Annotated in this window: 16 protein-coding genes; 9 read left to right on the top strand and 7 right to left on the bottom strand. The window is 64.8% G+C overall.

Features of this window, described 5'->3' with window-relative positions:
• The first annotated feature begins 50 nt into the window (after positions 1–50).
• Positions 51–2,789: an MGH1-like glycoside hydrolase domain-containing protein gene (locus QCE73_RS31135; RefSeq protein ID WP_309884930.1), complete on the top strand. Its 2,739-nt coding sequence runs from the start codon at positions 51–53 to the stop codon at positions 2,787–2,789.
• Positions 2,790–3,253: 464 nt separating this feature from the next.
• On the opposite strand, the gene QCE73_RS31130 is transcribed toward QCE73_RS31135, so the two are convergent.
• Entirely contained in the window at positions 3,254–5,566 is a 2,313-nt protein-coding gene (locus QCE73_RS31130) for an FdhF/YdeP family oxidoreductase (protein ID WP_309884929.1), read from the bottom strand.
• Positions 5,567–5,714: 148 nt separating this feature from the next.
• Here QCE73_RS31130 and QCE73_RS31125 point away from each other — a divergent pair, with 148 nt between their 5' ends.
• From QCE73_RS31125 to QCE73_RS31105, 5 genes are read left to right on the top strand one after another with little or no spacing between them, the layout of a single operon-like run.
• The gene (locus QCE73_RS31125; RefSeq protein WP_309884928.1) at positions 5,715–7,166 is read left to right on the top strand and encodes a PLP-dependent aminotransferase family protein; all 1,452 of its coding nucleotides are present in this window, start codon (positions 5,715–5,717) and stop codon (positions 7,164–7,166) included.
• The gene (locus tag QCE73_RS31120) at positions 7,163–7,429 is read left to right on the top strand and encodes a helix-turn-helix domain-containing protein (RefSeq protein WP_309884927.1); all 267 of its coding nucleotides are present in this window, start codon (positions 7,163–7,165) and stop codon (positions 7,427–7,429) included. The genes QCE73_RS31125 and QCE73_RS31120 overlap by 4 nt, the downstream gene beginning before the upstream one ends.
• Before the next feature lie 50 nt (positions 7,430–7,479).
• Entirely contained in the window at positions 7,480–7,698 is a 219-nt protein-coding gene (locus tag QCE73_RS31115) for a ribbon-helix-helix protein, CopG family (protein WP_035506131.1), read from the top strand.
• Positions 7,692–8,057 carry a type II toxin-antitoxin system VapC family toxin gene (locus tag QCE73_RS31110; protein WP_309884925.1) on the top strand — a complete coding sequence of 122 codons (366 nt, stop codon included), beginning with the start codon at positions 7,692–7,694 and terminating at the stop codon, positions 8,055–8,057. Before QCE73_RS31115 ends, QCE73_RS31110 begins: the two co-directional genes overlap by 7 nt.
• Positions 8,058–8,078: 21 nt before the next feature.
• Positions 8,079–9,530, top strand: a complete 1,452-nt coding sequence (locus tag QCE73_RS31105) for a PLP-dependent aminotransferase family protein (protein WP_309884924.1) — start codon at positions 8,079–8,081, stop codon at positions 9,528–9,530.
• Positions 9,531–9,540: 10 nt separating this feature from the next.
• Here the strand turns inward: QCE73_RS31105 and QCE73_RS31100 are convergent, their stop codons facing one another.
• The 3 genes from QCE73_RS31100 to QCE73_RS31090 form a co-directional block, all read right to left on the bottom strand.
• Positions 9,541–10,680: a TAXI family TRAP transporter solute-binding subunit gene (locus QCE73_RS31100; protein ID WP_309884923.1), complete on the bottom strand. Its 1,140-nt coding sequence runs from the start codon at positions 10,678–10,680 to the stop codon at positions 9,541–9,543.
• Between the two features lie 185 nt (positions 10,681–10,865).
• Complete coding sequence (locus QCE73_RS31095; RefSeq protein ID WP_309884922.1) at positions 10,866–12,815, bottom strand: zinc ribbon domain-containing protein; 1,950 nt, start codon at positions 12,813–12,815, stop codon at positions 10,866–10,868.
• 688 nt (positions 12,816–13,503) lie between these two features.
• Positions 13,504–15,087: an aldehyde dehydrogenase (NADP(+)) gene (locus QCE73_RS31090; protein WP_187607945.1), complete on the bottom strand. Its 1,584-nt coding sequence runs from the start codon at positions 15,085–15,087 to the stop codon at positions 13,504–13,506.
• A 158-nt stretch (positions 15,088–15,245) separates the two neighbouring features.
• Between QCE73_RS31090 and QCE73_RS31085 the strand changes: the two genes are divergently transcribed.
• Positions 15,246–16,181, top strand: coding sequence for a LysR family transcriptional regulator (locus QCE73_RS31085; protein WP_309884921.1), 936 nt, complete (start codon positions 15,246–15,248; stop codon positions 16,179–16,181).
• Positions 16,182–16,184: 3 nt separating this feature from the next.
• On the opposite strand, the gene tam is transcribed toward QCE73_RS31085, so the two are convergent.
• Positions 16,185–16,964, bottom strand: a complete 780-nt coding sequence (gene tam / locus QCE73_RS31080; RefSeq protein WP_309884920.1) for a trans-aconitate 2-methyltransferase — start codon at positions 16,962–16,964, stop codon at positions 16,185–16,187.
• 104 nt (positions 16,965–17,068) lie between these two features.
• Between tam and QCE73_RS31075 the strand changes: the two genes are divergently transcribed.
• Together QCE73_RS31075 and QCE73_RS31070 are read left to right on the top strand one after the other, a co-directional pair.
• Positions 17,069–17,962 carry a LysR family transcriptional regulator gene (locus tag QCE73_RS31075; protein ID WP_238293213.1) on the top strand — a complete coding sequence of 298 codons (894 nt, stop codon included), beginning with the start codon at positions 17,069–17,071 and terminating at the stop codon, positions 17,960–17,962.
• Between the two features lie 191 nt (positions 17,963–18,153).
• Positions 18,154–19,383, top strand: a complete 1,230-nt coding sequence (locus QCE73_RS31070; protein ID WP_309884919.1) for a sensor histidine kinase — start codon at positions 18,154–18,156, stop codon at positions 19,381–19,383.
• 63 nt (positions 19,384–19,446) lie between these two features.
• Here the strand turns inward: QCE73_RS31070 and ahpF are convergent, their stop codons facing one another.
• Together ahpF and ahpC are read right to left on the bottom strand one after the other, a co-directional pair.
• On the bottom strand, positions 19,447–21,033 hold the full coding sequence (ahpF, locus tag QCE73_RS31065) for an alkyl hydroperoxide reductase subunit F (protein ID WP_309884918.1): 1,587 nt from the start codon (positions 21,031–21,033) through the stop codon (positions 19,447–19,449).
• A 146-nt stretch (positions 21,034–21,179) separates the two neighbouring features.
• On the bottom strand, positions 21,180–21,743 hold the full coding sequence (ahpC, locus tag QCE73_RS31060; RefSeq protein ID WP_035506113.1) for an alkyl hydroperoxide reductase subunit C: 564 nt from the start codon (positions 21,741–21,743) through the stop codon (positions 21,180–21,182).
• Positions 21,744–21,841: the final 98 nt, after the last annotated feature.

The raw sequence follows: 21,841 nt of genomic DNA, 5'->3' as shown, positions 1-21,841 counted from the left end.
AATTACGTGTCTTGCCCGCAGCTTTGCACGCCGCCAACGAGGAGAGCCCCATGCCGAAATCGCGCCCCGTCAATCAGCTCGAAACCGTCGAGGGCTCCAGGCTCCATTCGAAGGATTGCTCGCGTTGGCAGCGCTGGGGGCCGTATCTGAGCGAGCGCCAGTGGGGCACGGTGCGCGAGGACTACAGCGAATTCGGCACCGCGTGGGAGTACTTTCCGCACGATCATGCGCGCAGCCGCACGTATCGCTGGGGCGAGGACGGACTCGCCGGCTTCGGCGACGACAAGCTCAACTGGTGCGTCTCGCTCGCGCTCTGGAACGGCTGCGATCCGATCATCAAGGAGCGGCTCTTCGGTCTGACGAACCAGGAGGGCAATCACGGCGAGGACGTGAAGGAACTGTACTTTTACATCGACGGCACGCCGACGCATTCCTACATGCGCATGCTCTACAAGTATCCGCATGCGGCGTTTCCGTACGCCGATCTCGTCGATGAAAACGCGCGGCGCGGCGCCGACATGCCCGAGTACGAAGTGCTCGATACCGGCGTGTTCGACGACGAGCGTTTCTTCGACGTGCAGGTGGAATACGCCAAGCACACCGCCGACGACATCGTGATGCGCGTGACGGTCGAGAATCGCGGCGGCGTGTGGGCCACGCTCGACGTGCTGCCGCAGATCTGGGCGCGCAATACGTGGTCGTGGAAACCGGCGCCGGTGAAGCCGTCGCTGAAAGTGGAGACGGTGCAGGGCGAGGGCACCTACGTGCTCGCGCAACAGGGCAACCATGAGCCGATGGTCGTCACCGCATGGTCGCCGGATGCCGGCGGCATCGAATGGATCTTCTGCGAGAACGAGACCAACGTCAGGCGTCTCTTTCACATGGAAGGCGCGGGACCGTTCAAGGACGGCTTCAACGACTACATCCTGCAAGGCGATGAAAACGCGATCCGCCGCGACGAGGGCACGCGTGCCGCGGCGCATGCGCATCTGAAACTGGAGCCGCACGGCAAGGCCGTGGTGTATATGCGCTGGCGGCCCGAGTCCGCGCCGGACGCCGTGCCGCTCGACGTCGACGGGCTCTTCGAGCGCCGCATCGCGGAAGCGGACGAGTTCTACGGCGCGCTGCAACACGATATCGCCGATGCCGATCAGCGCCTCGTGCAGCGTCAGGCGCTCGCGGGCATGTTGTGGTCGAAGCAGTACTATCAGTTCGACGTGCAGCGCTGGCTCGATGGCGATCCGCTTCAGCCGAACCCGCCGAAGCAGCGTCGCTCCGGGCGCAACATCGACTGGCGGCATCTGTGCAACGCGGACATCGTGTCGATGCCGGACAAGTGGGAATACCCGTGGTACGCGTCGTGGGATCTCGCGTTTCATGCCGCCGCGTTCGCGCTGATCGATCCGGAATTCGCGAAACGCCAGTTGCTCCTGCTCGTGAAGGACCGCTATCAGCATCCGAACGGCCAGTTGCCCGCCTACGAATGGGCTTTCAGCGATGCGAACCCGCCCGTGCATGCCTGGGCGACGTGGCGCGTCTACGAGATCGACCGCGCGATTACCGGAAAGGGCGACCGCGATTTCCTGGAGCTCGTGTTCCACAAGCTGCTGCTGAACTTCTCGTGGTGGGTCAACCGCAAGGACGCCGACGGCAAGAACGTCTTCCAGGGCGGCTTTCTCGGGCTGGATAACGTGGGCATCTTCGATCGCTCGTCGCCGCTGCCGACGGGCGGCCATATCGATCAGGCCGACGGCACCGCGTGGATGGCCGCGTATGCGCTCGACCTGATGCGCATCGCGCTGGAACTCGCGTACGCGAACAAGGTGTTCGTCGATATCGCCGTGAAGTTTTTCGAGCACTTCCTGTATATCGCGGAGGCGGTGAGCTGCGAGGACAATTGCGACACCGGTCTCTGGGACAGCGAGGACGAGTTCTTCTACGACAAGCTGCGCCTGCCCGACGGCTCGAACGTACCGATGCGCATCCGCTCGATCGTCGGACTGATCCCGCTCTTCGCCGTGCACGTGCTGGAGCCGAAGGTGTATCGCTCGCTGCCGGAGTTGCGCGAGCGCCTGCACTGGTTCCTGGAGCATCGCACCGACCTCGCGCGGCTCGTGTCGCGCTGGAACGTCGCGGGGCAGGGCAACAGCGTGCTCCTGTCGCTGCTGCGCGGGCATCGCATGAAGGCGCTGCTCCGGCGCATGCTCGACGAAACCGAATTTCTCTCCGATCACGGCGTGCGCGCGCTGTCGCGCGTGCATCTCGACAACCCGTTCGTCTTCTATCACAACAGCGAGAGCTTCAGCATCCGGTATCTGCCGGCGGAATCGGACTCGCGCGTGTTCGGCGGCAATTCGAACTGGCGCGGACCGGTGTGGATGCCGGTGAACTATCTGCTGATCGAATCGATCCACGAGTTCCATCGCTATTACGGCGACGATTTCCGCGTCGAGTATCCGACGGGCTCGGGGCAGAAGTTCTCGCTCGCGCAGATCGCCGATGAACTCGCGCGCCGCGTGACGACACTGTTTCTGCTCGACAAGAACGGCGAACGTCCGGTGATGGCCGCGTATCCGCTGCTTCAGGCCGATCCGCGCTCACGCGATCTCGTTCTTTTCCACGAATATTTTCATGGCGACAACGGGCGCGGCGTGGGCGCATCGCATCAGACGGGCTGGAGCGGACTGGTCGCGCTGCTGTTGCAGCCGCACGCGACGGGACCGTCCGGCGTCGTGCCGCTCGCAGGCGAAGCCGATGCCGACATTCAGGAGTTCGCCGGAGCGAAGTAGCGCACCGCCCGGTTTCGGTGTTCTCGGGAAAGTCAATCGTTGAACGCCGAAACCGTTATTCGGAATAGTCTGGTGTTGGCCCTTTCCTCGACTGCGTAGATTTGTGCAATCACAGATCGATGACAGTTCGGAGGACGGAATGAATCACTCCATTGGCGCGTATTCCTTGAGCGGCTACCAGTTAGGCATGGGAGCCTGCGGCAACACCCGTGTCGAAAACGAGGATAGTCCGCCGCTCGCCCTGGTCATGCTGGTGTTCGCCGCCGCCATGCTGGGCGGCGCCTGGTTCAGCGACAAGTTCGACAGCTTCGCCGCCGGATTGATCGCGTGGGTCGCGATTCTCGCCATGCTGGGCGGATTCATCGATCGCCGGTTCAGCGGCGCAGCGGCACTCGAACGTCGTATTCGTCAGCGTGAGAAGGCCCGCCTCTACGCGCTTTGCAACATGTCGGCGGCGAGCAGCTTCAGGCAGCAATGGCCTGACTGGACGATGTCAACAACACGGGAATGGACTTCGACGTCGGCGTACCGGCGCCATCCGCAACCGACGACAACGGCACGAGCGGGTTGGTCTCCGGATAATACGCACCGAGGCAGCCGCGCGGAATGTCGTATTCAACGAGCTTGAAACCGTCCACGCGGCGCTCCACGCCGTCGTCCCACACGCTCGTGATATCCACGAGCTCGCCCGGCTCGAAGCCGAGCATATCGATATCGTCGCGGTTGGCGAACAGCACTTGCCGTTGCCCGTACACGCCGCGATACCGGTCGTCGAGGCCGTAGATCGTCGTGTTGTACTGATCGTGCGAGCGCGTCGTCATGAGCGTCATCAGGCGTTCGCCGTACAGCGCGCGCGCACGGTGGATCGGCGTATCGAACGCGATCTCGTGCACGATGAACTGCGCCTTGCCGCTCGGCGTCTTCCAAACGCGATCCCGCGAGGCCACGCCCAGATGAAAACCGCCGGGCTGCTTCAGACGTTCGTTGTAGCGTTCGAAGCCGTCGAGCACTTTCTCGATGCCGTCGCGGATCAATGCATAGTCGCCGGCATGCGCCCGCCAGTCGACCTTCGATGAACCGAGCGTCGCATGCGCCATGCGCGCGACGATCGCCACTTCGGACAGCAGATTCTGCGAAGCCGGCTTGTTCATGCCGTACGAGATGTGCACCATGCTCATCGAATCCTCGACGCTCACGCCTTGCGGCACGCCGTTCTGAAGATCGATTTCGGTGCGGCCGAGCGTAGGCAGAATGAGCGCGTCGCGGCCGTGCACAAGATGGCTGCGGTTCAGCTTCGTCGTGATGTGCACGGTGAGATCGCACGAGCGCATCGCTTCCCACGTGCGCGGCGTGTCGGGCGTCGCGATGGAGAAATTTCCACCCAGTCCGATGAACACCTTCACCTTGCCTTCGAGCATCGCGTGAATGGTTTCGACGACATCGTAGCCGTGCTCGCGCGGCGGCTCGAAATCGTATGCGGCGCCGAGCCGGTCGAGAAACTCCTGCGTCGGCTTTTCTTCGATGCCCACGGTGCGGTCGCCCTGCACGTTCGAATGGCCGCGCACCGGGCAAAGCCCCGCGCCGCGACGGCCGATGTTGCCGCGCATCATCATCAGGTTCGAGAGCAGTTGAATCGTCGGCACGGAGTTCTTGTGCTGCGTGAGGCCCATGCCCCACGTCGCGATGACGGCGCGGCCTTTCGCGTAGATATCGGCGAGCTTGAGCACGTCGTCCATCTCCACGCCGGATTCTGCGATGATCGCGTCCCAGCTTTCAGCGCGCAGGTCGTCGGCGAACGCGTCGAAGCCGACCGTGTGCTGCGCGATGAAATCGACATCGAGCACGCGCTCGCCGCCGTTCGCACGCGCTTCGTCGTCCAGCTCGATCACGCGTTTCGCAACGCCCTTGATGAGCGCGAAGTCGCCGCCGACTTTCGGGCGGATGAACACCGAGCTGATCTTCACGCCCTTCGGCGAAAGCATGTCGAGCGTGTGCTGCGGGCTCGCGAAGCGTTCGAGGCCGCGCTCCTTCAGCGGGTTGATCGAGACAATCGTCGCGCCGCGTTTCGCGCAGTCGCGCAACTCGCCGAGCATGCGCGGATGATTCGTCGCCGGATTCTGGCCGAAGAGCAGCAGCGTGTCCGCGTGCTCGAAGTCGTCGAGCGTGACCGTGCCCTTGCCGATGCCCACGGTATGCGGCAAGCCGCGGCTCGTCGCTTCGTGGCACATGTTCGAGCAATCGGGGAAATTGTTGGTGCCGTACATGCGCACGAACAGTTGATACAGAAACGCGGCTTCATTGCTCGCGCGGCCCGACGTGTAGAAGGCGGCGCGGTCCGGATCGTCGAGTTTTTTCAGATGCGCGGCGATCAGTTCGAACGCATCGTCCCATTCGATCGGCACGTAACGATCGCGCTTCGCATCGTAGACGAGCGGGTCCGTGAGCCGGCCGTGCTGCTCCAGCTCGTAGTCGGTTTGCGCCATCAGCGTGGAGACCGTGTGTTCTTCGAAGAACGCGGGCGTCACGCGCTTGCTGGTCGCTTCGGCGGCGACGGCCTTGACGCCGTTCTCGCAGAATTCGAAGGTCGAGCCGTGCTCGCGGTCCGGCCACGCACAGCCGGGGCAGTCGAAGCCGTCGGGCTGATTCTGCTTGAAGAGCGTCCGGTAATTCCCGCCCGCCACCTTCTCCTTGACGAGATTGATGGCGACCTGCTTCAGCGCGCCCCAGCCCGCGGCGGGGTGCGTGTACGGTTCGATGCGTGGTTCCGGCTTCTTCATGGCGTTCGTCTTCGATAAAGCATGCGATGGGACCAAGATTACTGTGTCCCGAATCGAGCGCGGCGCACAGAAAATATGAAATCGGAGGAGTACAGTTGCGACGTTTTGACATAGACTGCGATCACGTCGAAACGAAAGGGAGCGCGCGTTGAAGCTCTACGAAAAGCTCGCCGATGAAATCGAGGAATCCGTGCGTCGGGGCGTGTTCGCGCCGGGCGAGAAGATCGCGTCGGTGCGGCAGGCGAGCCAGCAGCACGGCGTGAGCATCAAGACCGTGCTGCACGCCTACGCGATCCTGGAAAGTCGCGGCATTCTGGAGACGCGTCCGCAGTCCGGCTATTTCGTGCGAGCGAAGCCGCAGGCGGGCGCGGCGCAGAGTCGGCCGAGGCGCGTAATCGCGACGGCATCGGAAGTCGATGTCAGCCGGCTCGTGCTCTCGACCCTGCGCAGCATCGGCGCGCACGACGCCGTGCCGTTCGGCTCGCCGTATCCCGATCCCGGGCCGTTTCCGTGGCGACGCATCAACCAGTACGCGAACGCGATCGCGCGACGGCATGCGAGCTGGAATCTCATCGACGACCTGCCGCCGGGCAATCCGGAACTGATCCGTCAGATCGCGCGGCGGTATGCGGAAAGCGGCGTGCCGGTCGATCCGGACGAGATCGTCATCACCGTCGGCGCGACGGAGGCCATCAACCTGAGCCTGCAGGCCGTCGCGAAGCCGGGCGACACCGTGGCGGTCGAATCGCCGACTTACTACGCGATGCTGCACGCGATCGAGCGCCTCGGCATGCGCGCGATCGAAGTGCCGACGCATCCGGCCGAGGGCATCGACATCGAGGCACTGTCGCAGATCATCGCGCGCGGGAAGGTCGCCGCGTGCATGGTGATGCCCAACTTCCAGAATCCGCTCGGTTTCCAGATGCCCGACGAGCGTAAGCGCCAACTGGTCGATCTGCTGTCGGAGCACGAGATTCCGGTCATCGAGAACGATGTCTATCACGAGCTTTATTACGGCGATGCACGCCCGTCGACGCTCAAGAATTTCGACACGAAAGGACTCGTGCTGCATTGCTCGTCGTTTTCGAAGAGCCTGACGGCGTCGTATCGGATCGGCTGGGCGATGCCGGGGCGGTATCGGGCGCAGGTCGAGAAGCTCAAGTTCCTCAACACGCTGACGACGCCCTCCGTGCCGCAGGTCGCGATCGCGGATTATTTGCGGCAGGACGGCTACGACCGGCATCTGCGGCGCGTGCGCAGGCTGTATCGGCAGCAATCGCGCATCATGAGCGCGATGGTCGAGCGCTTCTTTCCGCCCGGCACGCGGACTTCTGCGCCGCAGGGCGGCTATGTGCTGTGGGTCGAATTGCCGGAGCGCGTCGATTCGATGCGGCTGTATCGCGCGGCGCTCGATTGCGGCATCACGGTCGGGCCAGGGTATATGTTCTCGACGCGCAATGCCTTCAGCCACTTCATCCGGCTCAACTACAGTTATCCGTGGACCGCGCAGAGCGAGGCTGCGTTGCAGCGGCTCGGCGAACTCGTCGGGGAGATGGGCGCGCGCGCGGGCGGGGACATGAACATGGGAGAACGCGCATGAGCGATGACATCGATCCGGCGCTCGTCGCCGTGCTGGCGCAGTTGTGGCGCGCGCGGACGGAAACGCCGGGGCGCGCGTGGTCGCTCGCCAGGCTCGCCAAACAGGCCGGTTTGCCGATGAGCGCGTTGAGGCGGCAATTGACCGGACTCACGGACGGTGGGCTGGTCGAGATGCAGATGAGCGAGGAAGGGACGGGCAGCGCGTGGCTGACGGAGGAGGGCGTGAATTTGTGTCAATCGGTCTTCGGGGACACGGAAAGCTGAAAAATGAACTAGAATGATATGCGATATGTATATCGTATAGCGAGGACCAAATGGGACGGATTTTGATCGACCTGCCTGACGAGCAGATAGACGAGCTTGCGGCGCTCGGCGAAGCGCAGCAACGCCCGCGCGCCGCCATCATTCGGGACGCGATCAGCGCTTATGTCGCCAGCAAGAAGCGCCGTCCCGCCGTCGACGTGTTCGGCCTGTGGGAAGAGCGAAAGATCGACGGATTGCAGTATCAGCGGGAGTTGCGCGAGGAATGGTAAGAGCGCTTTTCGACACGAACATTCTGATCGATTACCTGCTGGGTATCGCTGCCGCAAGGATCGAGATCGAGCGTTATGAAGAGCGTTCGATCAGCATCGTCACACTGATGGAAGTCCTCGTGGGCGCCACGCCGGACAACGAATCGTCGCTTCGAGCGTGGCTCGCGACCTTCGATCTCGTGCCGCTCGATACTGCCGTCGCCAACCTCGCCATCGGGATTCGCAAGAAGTCGCGCATCAAGCTGCCGGACGCCATCGTGTGGGCGTCGGCGCAATCGGTGAATGCGCTTCTGGTTTCACGGAACTCGAAGGACTTCCCGCCCGACGATCCGGGCGTGCGGATGCCCTATCAACTGTAGTCGCGCCGGTCGCTACCGCCCTTGGACATCCACATCACCCTGCACGGCCGTCGCGATCTCACTGGCCAGATCTACGGCCAGTTGCGCGCGGGCATCGTCGAAGGCCGGCTCGCCGCGAACGCGCGCCTGCCGTCCACGCGCGATCTCGCCGCGCAGCTCGGGGTTTCGCGCAAGACCACGCTCGATGTCTTCGAGCGGCTCATCGCCGAAGGCTATCTGCACACGCGCGCGGGCGACGGCACGTTCGTCGCCGAAGGCCTCACGCGGCTGCCGTCCGCGCGGGCCGAACCCGTTTCGGCCCGCGCCCGGGCGACCGGCATCTGGCGCAAGATGCCCGAGCGCATGGCGATGCCCATGCCGCCCGCCCACGAAACGCTCGACTGCGACTTCAAGGGCGGCGTGACCGACAAGACGCTTTTTCCCTACGATGCGTGGCGGCGCTGTCTCAATCAGGCATTGCGCACGCAAGCGCGCGCGACCGGCGGCGTCGCGGGCTATCGCGACCCGGGCGGCGAGCAGGAGTTGCGGCTCGGCATCGCGCGTTATCTCGGGTTCAGCCGCGCGGTCGTGTGCAACTGGCAGGACGTGATCGTGACGCAGGGTGCGCAGCAGGCGCTCGATCTGCTCGCGCGCGTCACGATCCAGCCGGGCGATGTCGTCGCGATCGAGGAACCGGGTTATCCGCCCGCCCGCGCATTGTTCGCGGCGCTCGGCGCACGCATCGCGCATGTGCCGGTCGATGGCGATGGCATCGTCGTGCAAAAGCTGCCGCGCAATACCCGCCTCGTCTACGTGACGCCGTCGCACCAGTTTCCGCTCGGCATGCCGATGAGCCTCGAAAGGCGCATCGAATTGCTCGAATGGGCCGCGAAGCGCGGCGCGGTCATCGTCGAGGACGATTACGACGGCGAGTTTCGCTTCGAGGGCCGGTCGGTTGAATCGCTGAAGAGTCTGGATCGCGCGGGGCTCGTCGCGTATGTCGGCACGTTTTCGAAGACGCTTTTTCCCGATCTGCGGCTCGGTTACGTCGTGCCGCCCGCGACCTTGTCGGAGCCGATCTGGAACGCGAAGCAGACCTGCGACTGGCACAGTTGCATGCTGACGCAGACGGCGCTCGGCGCGTTCATGCTCGACGGCGAATACGCGAAGCATCTGCGCCGCATGCACAAGGCTTATGCCGAACGCCGCGCGATGCTGATCGGGCGATTGAGAGGCGAGCTCGCGCCGTGGTTCGAGCCGCTGCCATCGACGGCGGGCATCCATCTCGTCGCGCGGCTCGTTGGGTCATTGCACGAGCACGATGTGGTCGCGGCGGCGCGCGCCGTATCGGTCGGCCTGTATGGAATCCGCGCGTTCTATGCGGGCGAGCCGGCGCAGCAAGGCGTGCTGTTCGGCTATGGCGGAACGAGCGCAGCGGCGATCGAACGCGGCATGAAGCGGCTCGCCGCGCTCATGCCGACGCTCGCCCGCTAGCTTCGCGGCATCACTGATCGCACAGCAGCAAGAGTTTTTCCTGTGCCGTGCAGCTTGCTTTCTTGGGCTTCTGCGCGGCCGCATCCGCGTCGCGCGCCGCGACCTTGCGCGCCGGAGTCTGCGACTGCTCGGCCGCCGCCGTGCGTTGCGCGATGCACGCGCGCAGGTGCTTCTCCATCGGCGGATAGTACTTCCAGCCACGCGTGAGCGGCGGCAGTTCGAGGTGCACCTGTTTCCACTTCGGATGGCCGTTGGCCTGCAGCGTGTCGAAGTTCGTGCACAGCGAATCCGCGAATTTCGACAGCGCGCCGACCGTGCCGCGCAAACCGTAGTCGTAGGTCACGAGGAACGCCTTCACGGTGAGCGTCGGCGTGTCTTCCTGAATCCAGTTCGGATAGCTCGACGTGCGGATCGTCGCCGGGAAGTAAGTCTGCTTCGCACGCGCGGTTTCCTGCGCGCTGGAATCGAGGCGCAGCAGCTTGATCTGCTTTAGCAACTCAGGATTCATGTCCTGGAAGAGCTTCGCCGGCTGGCCCGCGACGATCACCGCCACATCGATCTTGCCGACGATCAGCCGCGCGAGCGAATCCTCGTTGTTCAGATGCTGCTCGTTCGCTTCGGCGATCGGCTCGCCGAACATCAGCCGATACAGCGTCTCCGCCGACTGCGCCGTGCCGCTGCCGATCGGCCCCACGCTGATGTTCTTGCTCTTGATCTCGTGGATGAACTTCATCGGCGAGTCGGCGCGCGTGACGAAGTAAATTTCCTCGTCGTAGAGCGGCATGATGAGCCGCAACGGCTTGATGATCTTGCCCGCGTCCGCGTTGCCCGAGGTCGCCATGTCCATGTATGCCTGATACACGTCCGACTGCACCAGCGCGAACTTCACGCCGGGCTCGTAGCGCATGCGTTGCACGTTTTCCGCCGATCCCTTCGACGGCAGCACTTCCAGCTCGATGCCCGCCGGTTCGGCGACGTACTTCGACAAGTCCTGGCCGATCTGGATATACGTGCCCCGTTCCTGCCCCGTCGTGATCTTGTAGGGGATCGGATCGGCGGCGAAGCTCGATCCCGCGCCGATCAGCCCGGCGATGGCAAGGAGCGCCAGCGCACCCCGTGCGGCGTTGCGCATGCTTTTTGTGGTGAACATGATTGACCCTTTAATCGGAGTTGGACGGGTACTTTTGAAACTCGCGCGACGCGGAAAAGAGTCCGCAAAGCGCGCAATTCGCTCATGCCCGGTCACTCACATGCGGCTCAACGCGAAGGCGCGTGGCGCGTGTTTGCCGTGCGTCGTTGTTGTCTCGGTGTGTTCTTCTGCTTTTGCTTTTCTGCTCAGCGCGACGGCTTCGAAGCCGGATCGCCGCCGCTCCAGCCGTATTGCTTGATGGCGCGTTCGAGTTCCTCGGACTTGTCGGAGTCCAGGTGTGAACCCGCCGGCATATTGGCGAACTGGGGCGACGCGCCGGCGCTCGCCTGCGTGCCGCGCGCCGGCGCGTTCGTCTGCGCGACGGGCTGACTCACGACCGGCGCGACGCGCTGCGCGGCGGCAGTCTGCGCGACCGGTTGCGCCGCGGGCGGGCGCGGCACGGCGGCCTGCATCGTCGCCGTGGATGGCGGCAGCGCGCTGCTCTGGTTGCCGGGTTGCGGCGGACGCGGCACAGCGGCCCGCGTGGCTGGCGCCGACGGTTGCGGGGGATCTTCGCCGAGGTAATACGCGCCGCGCGGATTCGCCGGGCGAGCGGCCTGCTGCGGCGGCTCGTCGCCGAGATAGTAGGGCGCGCGCGGATTGGCGGGGCGCGTGTTGTTGGCGGCGGCGGAAGGCTGCGCGTCTTCGTCGCCGAGATAGTAGGGCGTGCGCGCCGCCTGCGTGACGGGCGCGGGAGCCGCTTTCGCCGCCGGCTGCGAAGGCGCGGGGGCTGCGGCCTGCGTGGTCGCTGGTGCGGCGGGCGCGGGCTTCGTCATCGTCGTGGCGACGGCGGGCGCGGCAGGCGCGGCGGGCGGTGCGACGGTCGTCGCGGTGATCGCGGCGGTCGCCGCCTGAGCACGCGCGATCTTCTCCTCGCGCGCTTCGTACGCGGCGTCGTCCTCGGCGTGGCGCGCGGCGGCACTGCGTTGTGCAACACGCCGGTCGGCGGCGGGTTTCTGCGCGATGGTGTTCGGCTTCGTGGCCGGCGCGACCGCTGCAACGTTTGCCTGCGCGGGAAGCGGTGCGGGCATCGCGGCAGCCGGTTTCGGCTGCGCCGCGGCTGCGGTGTTCGTCGTGTCGGGCGTATTGGCCGCGGCCGTCGGAGGCGACGTGCCCGGAACCTTCTTGGCGAGCGCCGCTGCTGCCGTCGGCGCGAGCCAGCCCGCATGCGAGACCACGCGTTCGAGCATGGCCTGGGATTCCATGTTGCTGCCGTCGAGCGCGAGCGCCTCGCCCGCATTCTGCTGCACGCAGGCCCACGCGGAAGTCCGCTCGCAGGCGCGTGCGAGTTGCAGCGCGGCGTCGCGTTGCGATTCGCGCTTGAGCAGTTCGTCTTTCAGGCTTTCGTAGTCCGCGCGCGCCTGCTGCTGCGCCGGCAGGACTCTGAGCCGCGCGCGGGCGGTGGCGAGGTCGTGCTGATCCAGCGCGGTGCGCACGCCTTGCAGCGTATCGCCGCCGGGCACGCGCGTGTCCACCGGGACGCGACGTTCGGCGACGGCCGGAGCGTCCGTCGTCGCGCCGCGCATGAGCGAACCGACTTTGGAATCGATCGCGCCCGAGACGCTGTGATCGGCGGAAGGCGTGCCGCCACCGCCATCGGAATCGCCGAGCTGGTAGTAGAACATCGCGCCGAGCAGCAGCACGAGCCCGCAAGCGCCCGCGATGACCGTCTTCTTCGTGTTCCAGCGCTCCGAGCCGGGCAGCGCGTCGGGATCGTTGCCGGATTCGGCATAGGCGTTACGCGCGGATTCTTCGGCGCGGCGCGCGCGATATTCCGCCGCCTTCTGCGCGATGCGCTCGCTCGCGCGCTCGGTCCAGCGCGAGCGCATGCCCGGCTCGACGCGCTCGGCGCCGTCCGTGCCGAGCGCGGCGGATGAGGTCGATGCCGAAGCCGCCGCCGATGCGAGCGGCGCGCCCGCTTCTTCGAAAACGTTCGTGCGCGGCTTGCCCGATGCGGCTTCGCGCTGCTGGCCGAACGCGGCGTTGCGATCGGCGCCGCAATTGGGGCAGCTGTCGGCGTTTTTGCGCACCGTGCTGCCGCACCGCTGGCAGACGACGGAGAACATGGATGCGGGAAACGTCAGACGCGTGGTCATGCTGGAGCCCCTCGAAGGACATGTGCGTGAGGTTGCCAAAATCGCGTGGCCGCCAATGCGCGCCGGGTCGTCGCGCCTGTACGCAGGAACGCAGTCCCGCAACAGCAATCCTTCGTATTCTCTCCCCGCGCGCCATGCGCGCCGGCGGGAAACGACATTCCGACTATGGTTCAACCACTATCGGACGTCAATTGCCTTTCGCACCTATTTCCGGGCCGCGAAACTTAAGCGACTACACCATTGCGCCGCGCGTCGTGTGGCTGATGGCGTACGGACCGGAGCGTTCCGCACATTGGCCCTGATGTCGATGTGAAAGCGTCGGATCGATGCGCGTACGACTTCGAATCGGCATGCGCCGCGCGCCTCGCTTCTCTCGCTCACGATAATTTCTGACATTTTGGGATCGCGCCGGCGGTTTTGAACCGCCAATCCTTAGCCGTTAAACGACAAGGGCGCGCGATCGCCGGATAACCCACTGATGCCAAAGCGATTCGCACGCCCGGTAAAGCGTTGTTTCGCGCCCACGGCGGACGCGTAAACACGGATTGGCCGGATCGCCGGATGTCGAGCGAAGATTGATCAGGCATCCGAAGCATCGTCCGATAAGCCGGCGTCGTCCGCAAACGGCGAGGGCCGCGACGCGAAATTCGCGCCGCGGCCCTCGTCAGTCCGACCGTGAGCAAAAGCCTTATTCGGCCAGTTGCAGCTTGCCGTCGATGCGGCGGTTCAGGCCGAGCGGATTGTCCGTCTTCAATGCGTCGGGCAGGAGCGCGTCAGGCAGATCCTGATAGCTCACCGGACGCAGGAAGCGGTTGATCGCGAGGCTGCCGACCGAGGTCGAGCGGCCATCCGCCGTCGACGGGAACGGGCCGCCGTGGACCATCGCATGGCCGACTTCCACGCCCGTGCCGAAGCCGTTCACCAGCAGGCGGCCCGTGCGGCGTTCGAGCGCGGGCAGGACGCGTTTGGCATCGGCGTAATCCGCTTCGTCGATGTGCAGCGCCGAGGTCAACTGGCCTTCCAGCGATTCGACCAGATCCAGCATGGTCGCGAGATCCGGGCAACGCACGACGAGCGACGACGCGCCGAAGATTTCTTCCTGCAGTTCGTGGCTCTTGCGGAACGCGTCGGCGGTGGTGACGAACAAGGCCGAGCGGCCCTGATTCTCGCCCTTCGCCTCGACGCCGCGTGCGGCGGTCGTTACGCCGGCATGCTCGCCGGCGCGCTCGACGGCGCCCTGATACGTCTTGCAGATGCCCGGCGTGAGCATCGTCTGCGCGGCGGTTTCCGACAGCGCCGCCGATGCCGCTGCGATGAACTTGTCGAGATCGGGGCCGTCGACGGCGAGCACCAGACCCGGGTTCGTGCAGAACTGGCCCGCGCCGAGCACGAGCGAGCCCACGAAGGCCTTGGCGATGGCTTCGCCGCGGTTCGCGAGCGCCGCCGGGAACAGCAGAACCGGGTTGATGCTGCTCATTTCCGCGTAGACGGGGATCGGCTCGGTGCGTGCCGCCGCGAGTTTCATCAGCGCCGTGCCGCCGCCGCGCGAGCCGGTGAAACCGGCTGCCTTGATGCGATTGTCCTTGACCAGACCCTGGCCGACGTCGCGGCCGCTGTCGAACAGCAGCGAGAACGTTCCCTCGGGCATGCCGCAGTCCTTGACCGCTTTCTGCACCGCGCGGCCGACCAGCTCCGCCGTGCCCGGATGCGCCGAGTGCGCCTTCACGATGACCGGGCAGCCGGCTGCGAGCGCCGACGCCGTGTCGCCGCCGGCGACCGAGAACGCGAGCGGGAAGTTGCTCGCGCCGAACACGGCGACCGGGCCGACGCCGATATGGCGCAGACGCAGATCGACGCGCGGCAGCGGCTTGCGCTCGGGTTGCGCCGGATCGATGCGCACGCCGAGGAAGTCGCCGTTGCGGACGACGTCGGCGAACATGCGCAACTGGCCGACCGTGCGGCCGCGCTCGCCTTCGAGGCGCGCGCGCGGCAGGCCGCTTTCGATCATGCAGCGCTCGATCAGATCGTCGCCGATATCGAGGATATTTTGCGCGATCGTGTCGAGAAACTTCGCGCGCGCTTCGGGCGCGGTTTCGCGATAGACGTCGAACGCGGTCCACGCGAGGGCGCACGCGCGGTCGAGATCGGCCAGCGTCGCGCCGCCGAAAGCCGGTTCGATGGCCGCGCCCGTCGATGCGTTGACGGCCTTGATCGAGCCGTTCGAGCCGAAGACCGATTCCTGACCGATCAGCAGGTTGCCAGTGAGTTGCATGTTGTCTCGTCCTTGCTTGGAGTGATTCGTGGCAGTCAGTTGTACGATGACTGTCTCATGCCCGACTATACGGCCTCGCGCGTGCACCTGTATAGTGAAACCTTTCCATCGCTTGATCGCTTTTTGGAATCACCCCACGCTTTCCCGCAGGCCGACGGATGAAGAATACGCTGGAAGTATTGATGTCGCGGCTGCGCATGAAGCAGTTGCAGTTGCTGATCGCGCTGGACGACCACAAATCGCTGCACAAGGCGTCGAGCGCGATGGCGATGACGCAATCCGCCGCGAGCAAGGCGCTCGCCGAACTCGAATCGATGCTGGAGGCGCCGCTGTTCGAGCGCGCGAAGAGCGGGCTGATTCCGAATCCGTTCGGCCGCTGCGTGGTGCGCTATGCGCGCGTGCTGGCCGCCGATCTGAACGCGCTGTGCCAGGAAGTCGCGCAGATTCGCGCGGGCACGGGAGGACGCCTGACGGTCGGCACGATCATGGGCGCGGTGCCGGGCGTCGTCGCGCCGATCGTCAACGAGATGCATGCGAGGCATCCGGATCTGGCCATCGAGATCGTCGAGGATACGAGCGCGCGCATGCTGCCGATGCTCGACGACGGCCGCGTCGATCTCGTGATCGGCAGGTCGAGCGTGTCGGATCAGCCGTCGAAATATCACTATCAGCCGCTCGCGGACGAGCCGCTTTGCATCGTAGTCGGGCACGCTCACGAGCGCACGGGGGAACAGAAGGTCGGTTTCGCGGACCTCGCGCGCTATCGCTGGGTCACCTATCCGAGCTACATGCCGATGAGCGCGCTGCTCGAACGCGAACTCGATCTCGCCGGCCTGCCGATGCCGGCCAATCCGATTTCCACCGCCTCGCCGCTCATGACGGTGACGCTGCTGCAGGAGAGCCCGGAACTCGTGTCGATTCTGCCGGCGAGCGTCGCGAAGGTGTTCGAGCGTCACGGCATGCTGCGCATCCTGCCGGTGCGCATGAAATCGAAGTCGCAGACGTACGGCATCGTCACGCGCAAGGGCGGGGAGCTGTCGCCGGCCGCGCGCCAGTTCGTGCAGATGCTGCGCGAACAGAGCCGGCCGCATTGAGATTCAGCGCGTCGCGACGATGAAAATGCGCGGGAAGGGCAGCAGCACCGTGCCGTCGCCGAGCACCGTGTAGGCCGCTTGCAGCCCGGCGCGATAGCGTTCGAGGAAAGCGGTCGTTTCCTTCTCGTCGAGCTTCGTGAGGAACGGCCGCAGCCCGCTGCCCTTGAACCATTCGATGACCGCGTCGACGCCGCCTTCGAGCGGATGATGGTACGTGGTGCGCCACACGTCGACACGCGCGCAATGCGGTTTGAGCAGCGAGTAATACGCGTCGGCCCGATAGCGCTCGGTGCGTTCCACGCCTTTGAGCTTGTCGCGCCACGGACCGTCGGCGGCGGTTTCGCGCATCAGCCGGTGTGCGGGCTCGTCGAGATTGTCTGGCATCTGCACGGCCAGCCGGCCGCCCTTCGAAAGCTTGCCGACGAGCGATGGAAACAGCGTCTCGTGATCGGGCACCCACTGCAGCGACGCGTTCGCGAGGATCAGATCGAACGGGCCTTCGCCCGGCCACGCGGAGATATCGCCGAGTTGGAAGTCGACGTCCGGCAGGCGCTTTTTCGCCGAATCGATCATGTCGCGCGAATTGTCCACGCCGATGATGCGCGCGTCGGGCGCGTAGCCGATCAGCGTTTCGGTCGAGTTGCCGGGGCCGCAGCCGAGATCGACCGCCGTGCGCGCGGTCTGTGCCTGCGTCGCGTTCAGCAGATCCCGCACCGGGCGCGTGCGCTCCGCTTCAAAGAGTGTGTACTGGCGGGCTTGCCAGTCGGCCGATGATGTCGTCATGTCGGGCTCCATTCGATGTGTATGTCAGGGGGACAGCAGCGATTCTGAACGCGCCTGCGCCCAGCGTAAAATGAATTTATGCTGCGCATTATTTGGTTTTTCTTATGAAAATCGACACGCTGGGCGTACAGGCGTTCGTCGCCATCGCCGATCAGGGAAGCTTCAGGGGCGCGGCCGAGCGCCTCAACATCACGCAGACGGCGATCACCCAGCGTCTGCAGAAGCTGGAGGATTTTCTCGGCGTGCCGCTCATCGAGCGCACCACGCGCTCGATGAATCTCACCGAAACGGGGCGCACGTTCCTGCCGCAAGCGCGGCGTCTGCTCGCGGAACTGTCGGCCGCGCTGATGGAGATTCGGGAGACGGGCATGGCGCAACGTGGCGACGTGTCGATCGCGTGCGTGCCGACCGTCGGCGTGCAGTATCTGCCGCGCGTGTTGCAGGCGTATTCGGCGCGCTATCCGCACAATCGCGTCCGGATTCTGGATCACGCGTCGTCGGCGGTCGCGCAGGCGGTGCTGCATCGTGAAGTGGAGTTCGGCATCAAGATCGCGGGGGAGCATCATCCGGAGCTGCACACCGAGCCGCTCGTCGAGGATAGCTACGTGGTCGTGTGCCATCGCGATCATCCGCTCGCGCGGCGCAAGCGGATCGCGTGGCGGGCGCTGGCGGACTATCCGCTCATTCTCGCGGGCGACGTGAGCGGTAACCGTGCGTTGATCGACGCCGCGCTGGAAGGCAGCGGCATCGAACTGCATTCGTTCTACGAGGTTCAGCGCAGCTCCACGGCGCTCGGGCTCGTGGCGCAGCGCGTCGGCGCGGCGGTGGTGCCGGCGCTCGCGATTCAGAAGGACGCGTACCCGACCGTGCGGGCGATCGAACTCGTCGAGCCGACGGTCACGCGCTCGCTCGTGCTCGTGACGCGCCGCTCGGCGTCGTTGTCGCCGGCGGCGCAGGCGCTCTACGCCATGCTCGCGAAACCGCCCGGCGGCATCTGAATGGAATACTGAATCCGGTGCGTCGCAAAGTCCAAGGGAAAACTCGGATATGCACCATCGGCGCGGGCATCGCGCCTATACTGGCGAAGCATTCGCGGGCGGCTCCGGCGACCTCGGGAATGCTTTCGGCTGCATATCACGATCACCACGCGCGCCATTTTTCGGCGCCTCAAGCTATCAGGAACTCGCAGATGAGCGACACGTCAGTCGGCGGCTTGAAGGGTCTCGTGGCCGCGCTGCGCGAGCAACAGCCCGCGCTCACCGAGCGATGGATGAAGCTCGTGTTCGGCGATCAGGAAGTCGAACATTCCGATCAGCTCACCTATCGTCAGCTCGCGGATCATCTGCCGAGCATCTTCGAGGAAATCTGCATCGTGCTGGAATCGCGCAACCTGCGCGACCAGGAAGGCGCGATCGAGCACAACGCGCGCCAGCACGGCCAATGGCGCTGGCAGCAGGGTTATCGTGTCGATGAACTCGTGCGCGAGCTCGATCTGTTTCGTCAGGTGCTGCTGCTCGCGATCGGCGACTATGCCAGCACGCACGAGAATTTTTCCCGCGCGGACGAGGAGCACGCGCGCCTCATGACCGACGAAGTGGTGAGCTTCGTCACGCTCGCGTCGATACGCGAGGCGATCGGCGAGCGCGACCGCAAGATCGACGAATACACCGGCATGCTGGAGCGCGCGAACTACGAGCTGACGCTGCGGCAAAAACTCATCGGCGATCTATATGAAACGCGCATGCAGATCGCGCGTCGCGTCGCGCACGATCTGCGCAACTTCCTGAACGTATTCTCGACGGCGCTACAGCTCGCCACGCGCTCGCCCGCGAAGCGCGACGCGGCGCTCGGCCTCGCGAACCGGCAGGTCGCCGACATGGCGACGCTCGTCGATGAAATGGTCGAATATTCGAAGGTGCTCGGCGACGATTCCTTGCTCACGATCGAGCCGTTCGATCTCGTCGGCCTCTTCGACGAACTGATGCAGGCGTGCCGCGTCACGACCGAGGCGAAGGGACTCAAGCTCATCGGCCAGTTCGATCCGGTGCTCGGCACGGTGACGTCGAACCGGCTGAAGGTGAAGCAGGTCGCGCTGAATCTGCTGACGAACGCGATCAAGTACACGTCGTCGGGCGAGATCGTGCTGGCGATCGCGGCGGCGCCGGATGAATGCTGGAAACTGCGCGTCGCCGACACGGGCGTGGGCATCGGCGTGGCGGATCAGGAGCGCGTGTTCGAGGAGTTCGAGCGCGCCGCCGCCGACGATATCCCCGGCGCGGGGCTCGGGCTTGCCATCGTGAAGGAATTGTCGCGCACGCTGGACGGGGAGTTGCGGTTCCAGTCGTCGAAAGGGCACGGCAGCGTGTTCGAGGTGACGTTTCCGCTCGTGCTCAAGCCAAAGCCGGCGGAAGCCAAATAGAACAAAAAAAGGCGAACGGGTTGCCCCGTTCGCCTTCCGGTCACTACGACGCCCGCGCTACGCTCAGGCTGCCGCTTCTTCTTCGACCACTGCTTCGTCTTCCACCGACGCGCGGATCAGATGATCGAACGCCGAGAGCGATGCCTTCGCGCCGTCGCCCGCCGCGATCACGATCTGCTTGTACGGCACCGTGGTCACATCGCCAGCGGCGAACACGCCCGGCAGCGAGGTCGCGCCCTTTGCATCGACGACGATCTCGCCGTGCTTCGACAACTCCACCGTGCCCTTCAGCCATTCGGTGTTCGGCACGAGTCCGATCTGCACGAACACGCCTTCCAGCTCGACATGATGGCTCGCGCCGGTTGCACGGTCCGTGTACACGATGCCGTTCACTTTCTTGCCGTCGCCGGTGATTTCGGTCGTCTGCCCTTGCGTGACGATGGTTACGTTCTTCAGGCTGCGCAGCTTTTTCTGCAGCACCGCATCGGCGCGCAGCTCGTTGCCGAACTCGATCAGTGTGACCGCCGAGACCAGGTTCGCGAGATCGATCGCCGCTTCGACGCCCGAATTGCCGCCGCCCACCACCGCGACGCGCTTGCCCTTGAAGAGCGGGCCGTCGCAATGCGGGCAGTACGCCACGCCGCGGCCACGATATTCACGCTCGCCCGGCACGTCGATTTCGCGCCAGCGCGCGCCGGTCGACAGAATCACCGTCTTCGCCTTCAGCACCGCGCCGCTCGCCAGATGGATCTCGTTGATGCGGCCCGGCACGAGCTTTTCGGCGCGCTGCACGTCCATCACGTCGACTTCATAGCTTTTCACGTGCTGTTCGAGCGCGGTCGCGAACTTCGGTCCTTCGGTTTCTATCACGGAGACGAAGTTCTCGATCGCCATCGTATCGAGCACCTGACCGCCGAAACGCTCCGCGACGACGCCCGTCGCGATGCCCTTGCGCGCCGAATAGATCGCCGCCGCCGCGCCGGCAGGCCCGCCGCCGACGATCAGCGTATCGAACACCGGCTTGTTTTCGAGTTCCTTCGCCGCCCGCGCCGATGCGCCCGCGTCCAGCTTCGCCAGAATTTCCTTCACGCCCATGCGGCCCGAGCCGAAGCTTTCGCCGTTGATGAACATCATCGGCACGGACATGACCTGGCGCTCTTCCACTTCCTGCTGGAACAGCGCGCCGTCGATCGCGACGTGTTGGATGCGCGGGTTGATGATCGCCATCACGTTCAACGCTTGCACGACTTCCGGGCAGTTCTGGCACGACAGCGAGAAATACGTCTCGAACGCGAAATCGCCGTCGAGATTGCGAATCTGCTCGATGGTGGCGTCGTCGAGCTTGATCGGATGGCCGCCCGCCTGCAAAAGCGCCAGCACGAGCGAGGAGAATTCATGGCCCATCGGGATGCCGGCGAAGCGGATGCCCGCAGGTTTGCCCGCCTCGCCGATGGTGAAGGACGGACGACGCACGCTGGCGTCCTCTTTCTCGACGACGCTGATCTGGTGAGACAGCGAGGCGATCTCGTCGAGCAGGCTTTTCAGCTCGCGCGATTTGTCGCCGTCGTCGAGGAAGGCGACGAGTTCGATCGGCCGGGTGACATTTTCCAAATACGTTTTTAACTGGTTCTTGATATTGGCGTCGAGCATGGCGATGTCCGTTCCTTGACTGGGGTGTCGCAGACGCGCCTCGCCGCGCCGCTGCGATGATCGCAGCGCCGGACGAAGGCGTTTTTTGAGGTGAGCCTGCCGCTGAACCGCGGCAAGCTCGATACAGCGCTCGTGGAAAACGAGGCTTAGATCTTGCCGATCAGGTCGAGCGACGGGGTCAGCGTTTCAGCGCCCGGCGTCCACTTGGCGGGGCACACTTGACCCGGGTTCTTCGCGATGTACTGGGCAGCCTGAACCTTGCGGAGCAGTTCGCCGGCGTCACGGCCGATGCCGTTGTCGTGCACTTCGCACAGCTTGATCTCGCCTTCCGGGTTGATCACGAACGTGCCGCGCAGCGCGAGGCCTTCTTCTTCGATCAGCACGTCGAAAGCGCGCGAGATTGCGAGCGTCGGATCGGCAACCATCGGATACTGGATCTTCTGGATCGTGTCCGACGTGTCGTGCCATGCCTTGTGCGTGAAATGCGTGTCGGTCGAAACCGAGTAGATTTCCACGCCGAGCTTCTTGAATTCTTCGTAGCGGTCAGCCAGGTCGCCCAGTTCCGTCGGGCACACGAACGTGAAGTCGGCCGGGTAGAACACGAACACCGACCACTTGCCCTTCAGGCTTTCATCGGTGACGGTCACGAAATCGCCATTGTGGTAGGCGGTTGCTTTGAACGGCTTGACTTGGCTGTTGATGATAGGCATTTACCAGGTTCCTTTTGGAGTGGTGTTGAAGAAGTAAGTGAACTATACAGGAAAGCTATCACATCCGAGAAGTGGATTGATTTTATTGTCGGGATAGC

The sequence above is a fragment of the Caballeronia sp. LZ029 genome (genome assembly GCF_031451275.1).
In the GTDB taxonomy this organism is placed as follows: Bacteria; Pseudomonadota; Gammaproteobacteria; order Burkholderiales; family Burkholderiaceae; genus Caballeronia; species Caballeronia jiangsuensis.
This window is presented reverse-complemented; position numbering and strand designations above follow the sequence as displayed.

Bases quoted from the DNA above. Each gene is read 5' to 3' on its own strand.
- QCE73_RS31135 (WP_309884930.1), top strand. From the start codon at position 51: ATGCCGAAATCGCGCCCCGTCAATCAGCTCGAAACCGTCGAGGGCTCC.
- QCE73_RS31130 (WP_309884929.1), bottom strand. From the start codon at position 5,566: ATGAAGAAGCCGGAACCACGCATCGAACCGTACACGCACCCCGCCGCG.
- QCE73_RS31120 (WP_309884927.1), top strand. From the start codon at position 7,163: ATGAGCGATGACATCGATCCGGCGCTCGTCGCCGTGCTGGCGCAGTTG.
- QCE73_RS31115 (WP_035506131.1), top strand. From the start codon at position 7,480: ATGGGACGGATTTTGATCGACCTGCCTGACGAGCAGATAGACGAGCTT.
- QCE73_RS31110 (WP_309884925.1), top strand. From the start codon at position 7,692: ATGGTAAGAGCGCTTTTCGACACGAACATTCTGATCGATTACCTGCTG.
- QCE73_RS31100 (WP_309884923.1), bottom strand. From the start codon at position 10,680: ATGTTCACCACAAAAAGCATGCGCAACGCCGCACGGGGTGCGCTGGCG.
- QCE73_RS31095 (WP_309884922.1), bottom strand. From the start codon at position 12,815: ATGACCACGCGTCTGACGTTTCCCGCATCCATGTTCTCCGTCGTCTGC.
- QCE73_RS31090 (WP_187607945.1), bottom strand. From the start codon at position 15,087: ATGCAACTCACTGGCAACCTGCTGATCGGTCAGGAATCGGTCTTCGGC.
- QCE73_RS31085 (WP_309884921.1), top strand. From the start codon at position 15,246: ATGAAGAATACGCTGGAAGTATTGATGTCGCGGCTGCGCATGAAGCAG.
- tam (WP_309884920.1), bottom strand. From the start codon at position 16,964: ATGACGACATCATCGGCCGACTGGCAAGCCCGCCAGTACACACTCTTT.
- QCE73_RS31075 (WP_238293213.1), top strand. From the start codon at position 17,069: ATGAAAATCGACACGCTGGGCGTACAGGCGTTCGTCGCCATCGCCGAT.
- QCE73_RS31070 (WP_309884919.1), top strand. From the start codon at position 18,154: ATGAGCGACACGTCAGTCGGCGGCTTGAAGGGTCTCGTGGCCGCGCTG.
- ahpF (WP_309884918.1), bottom strand. From the start codon at position 21,033: ATGCTCGACGCCAATATCAAGAACCAGTTAAAAACGTATTTGGAAAAT.
- ahpC (WP_035506113.1), bottom strand. From the start codon at position 21,743: ATGCCTATCATCAACAGCCAAGTCAAGCCGTTCAAAGCAACCGCCTAC.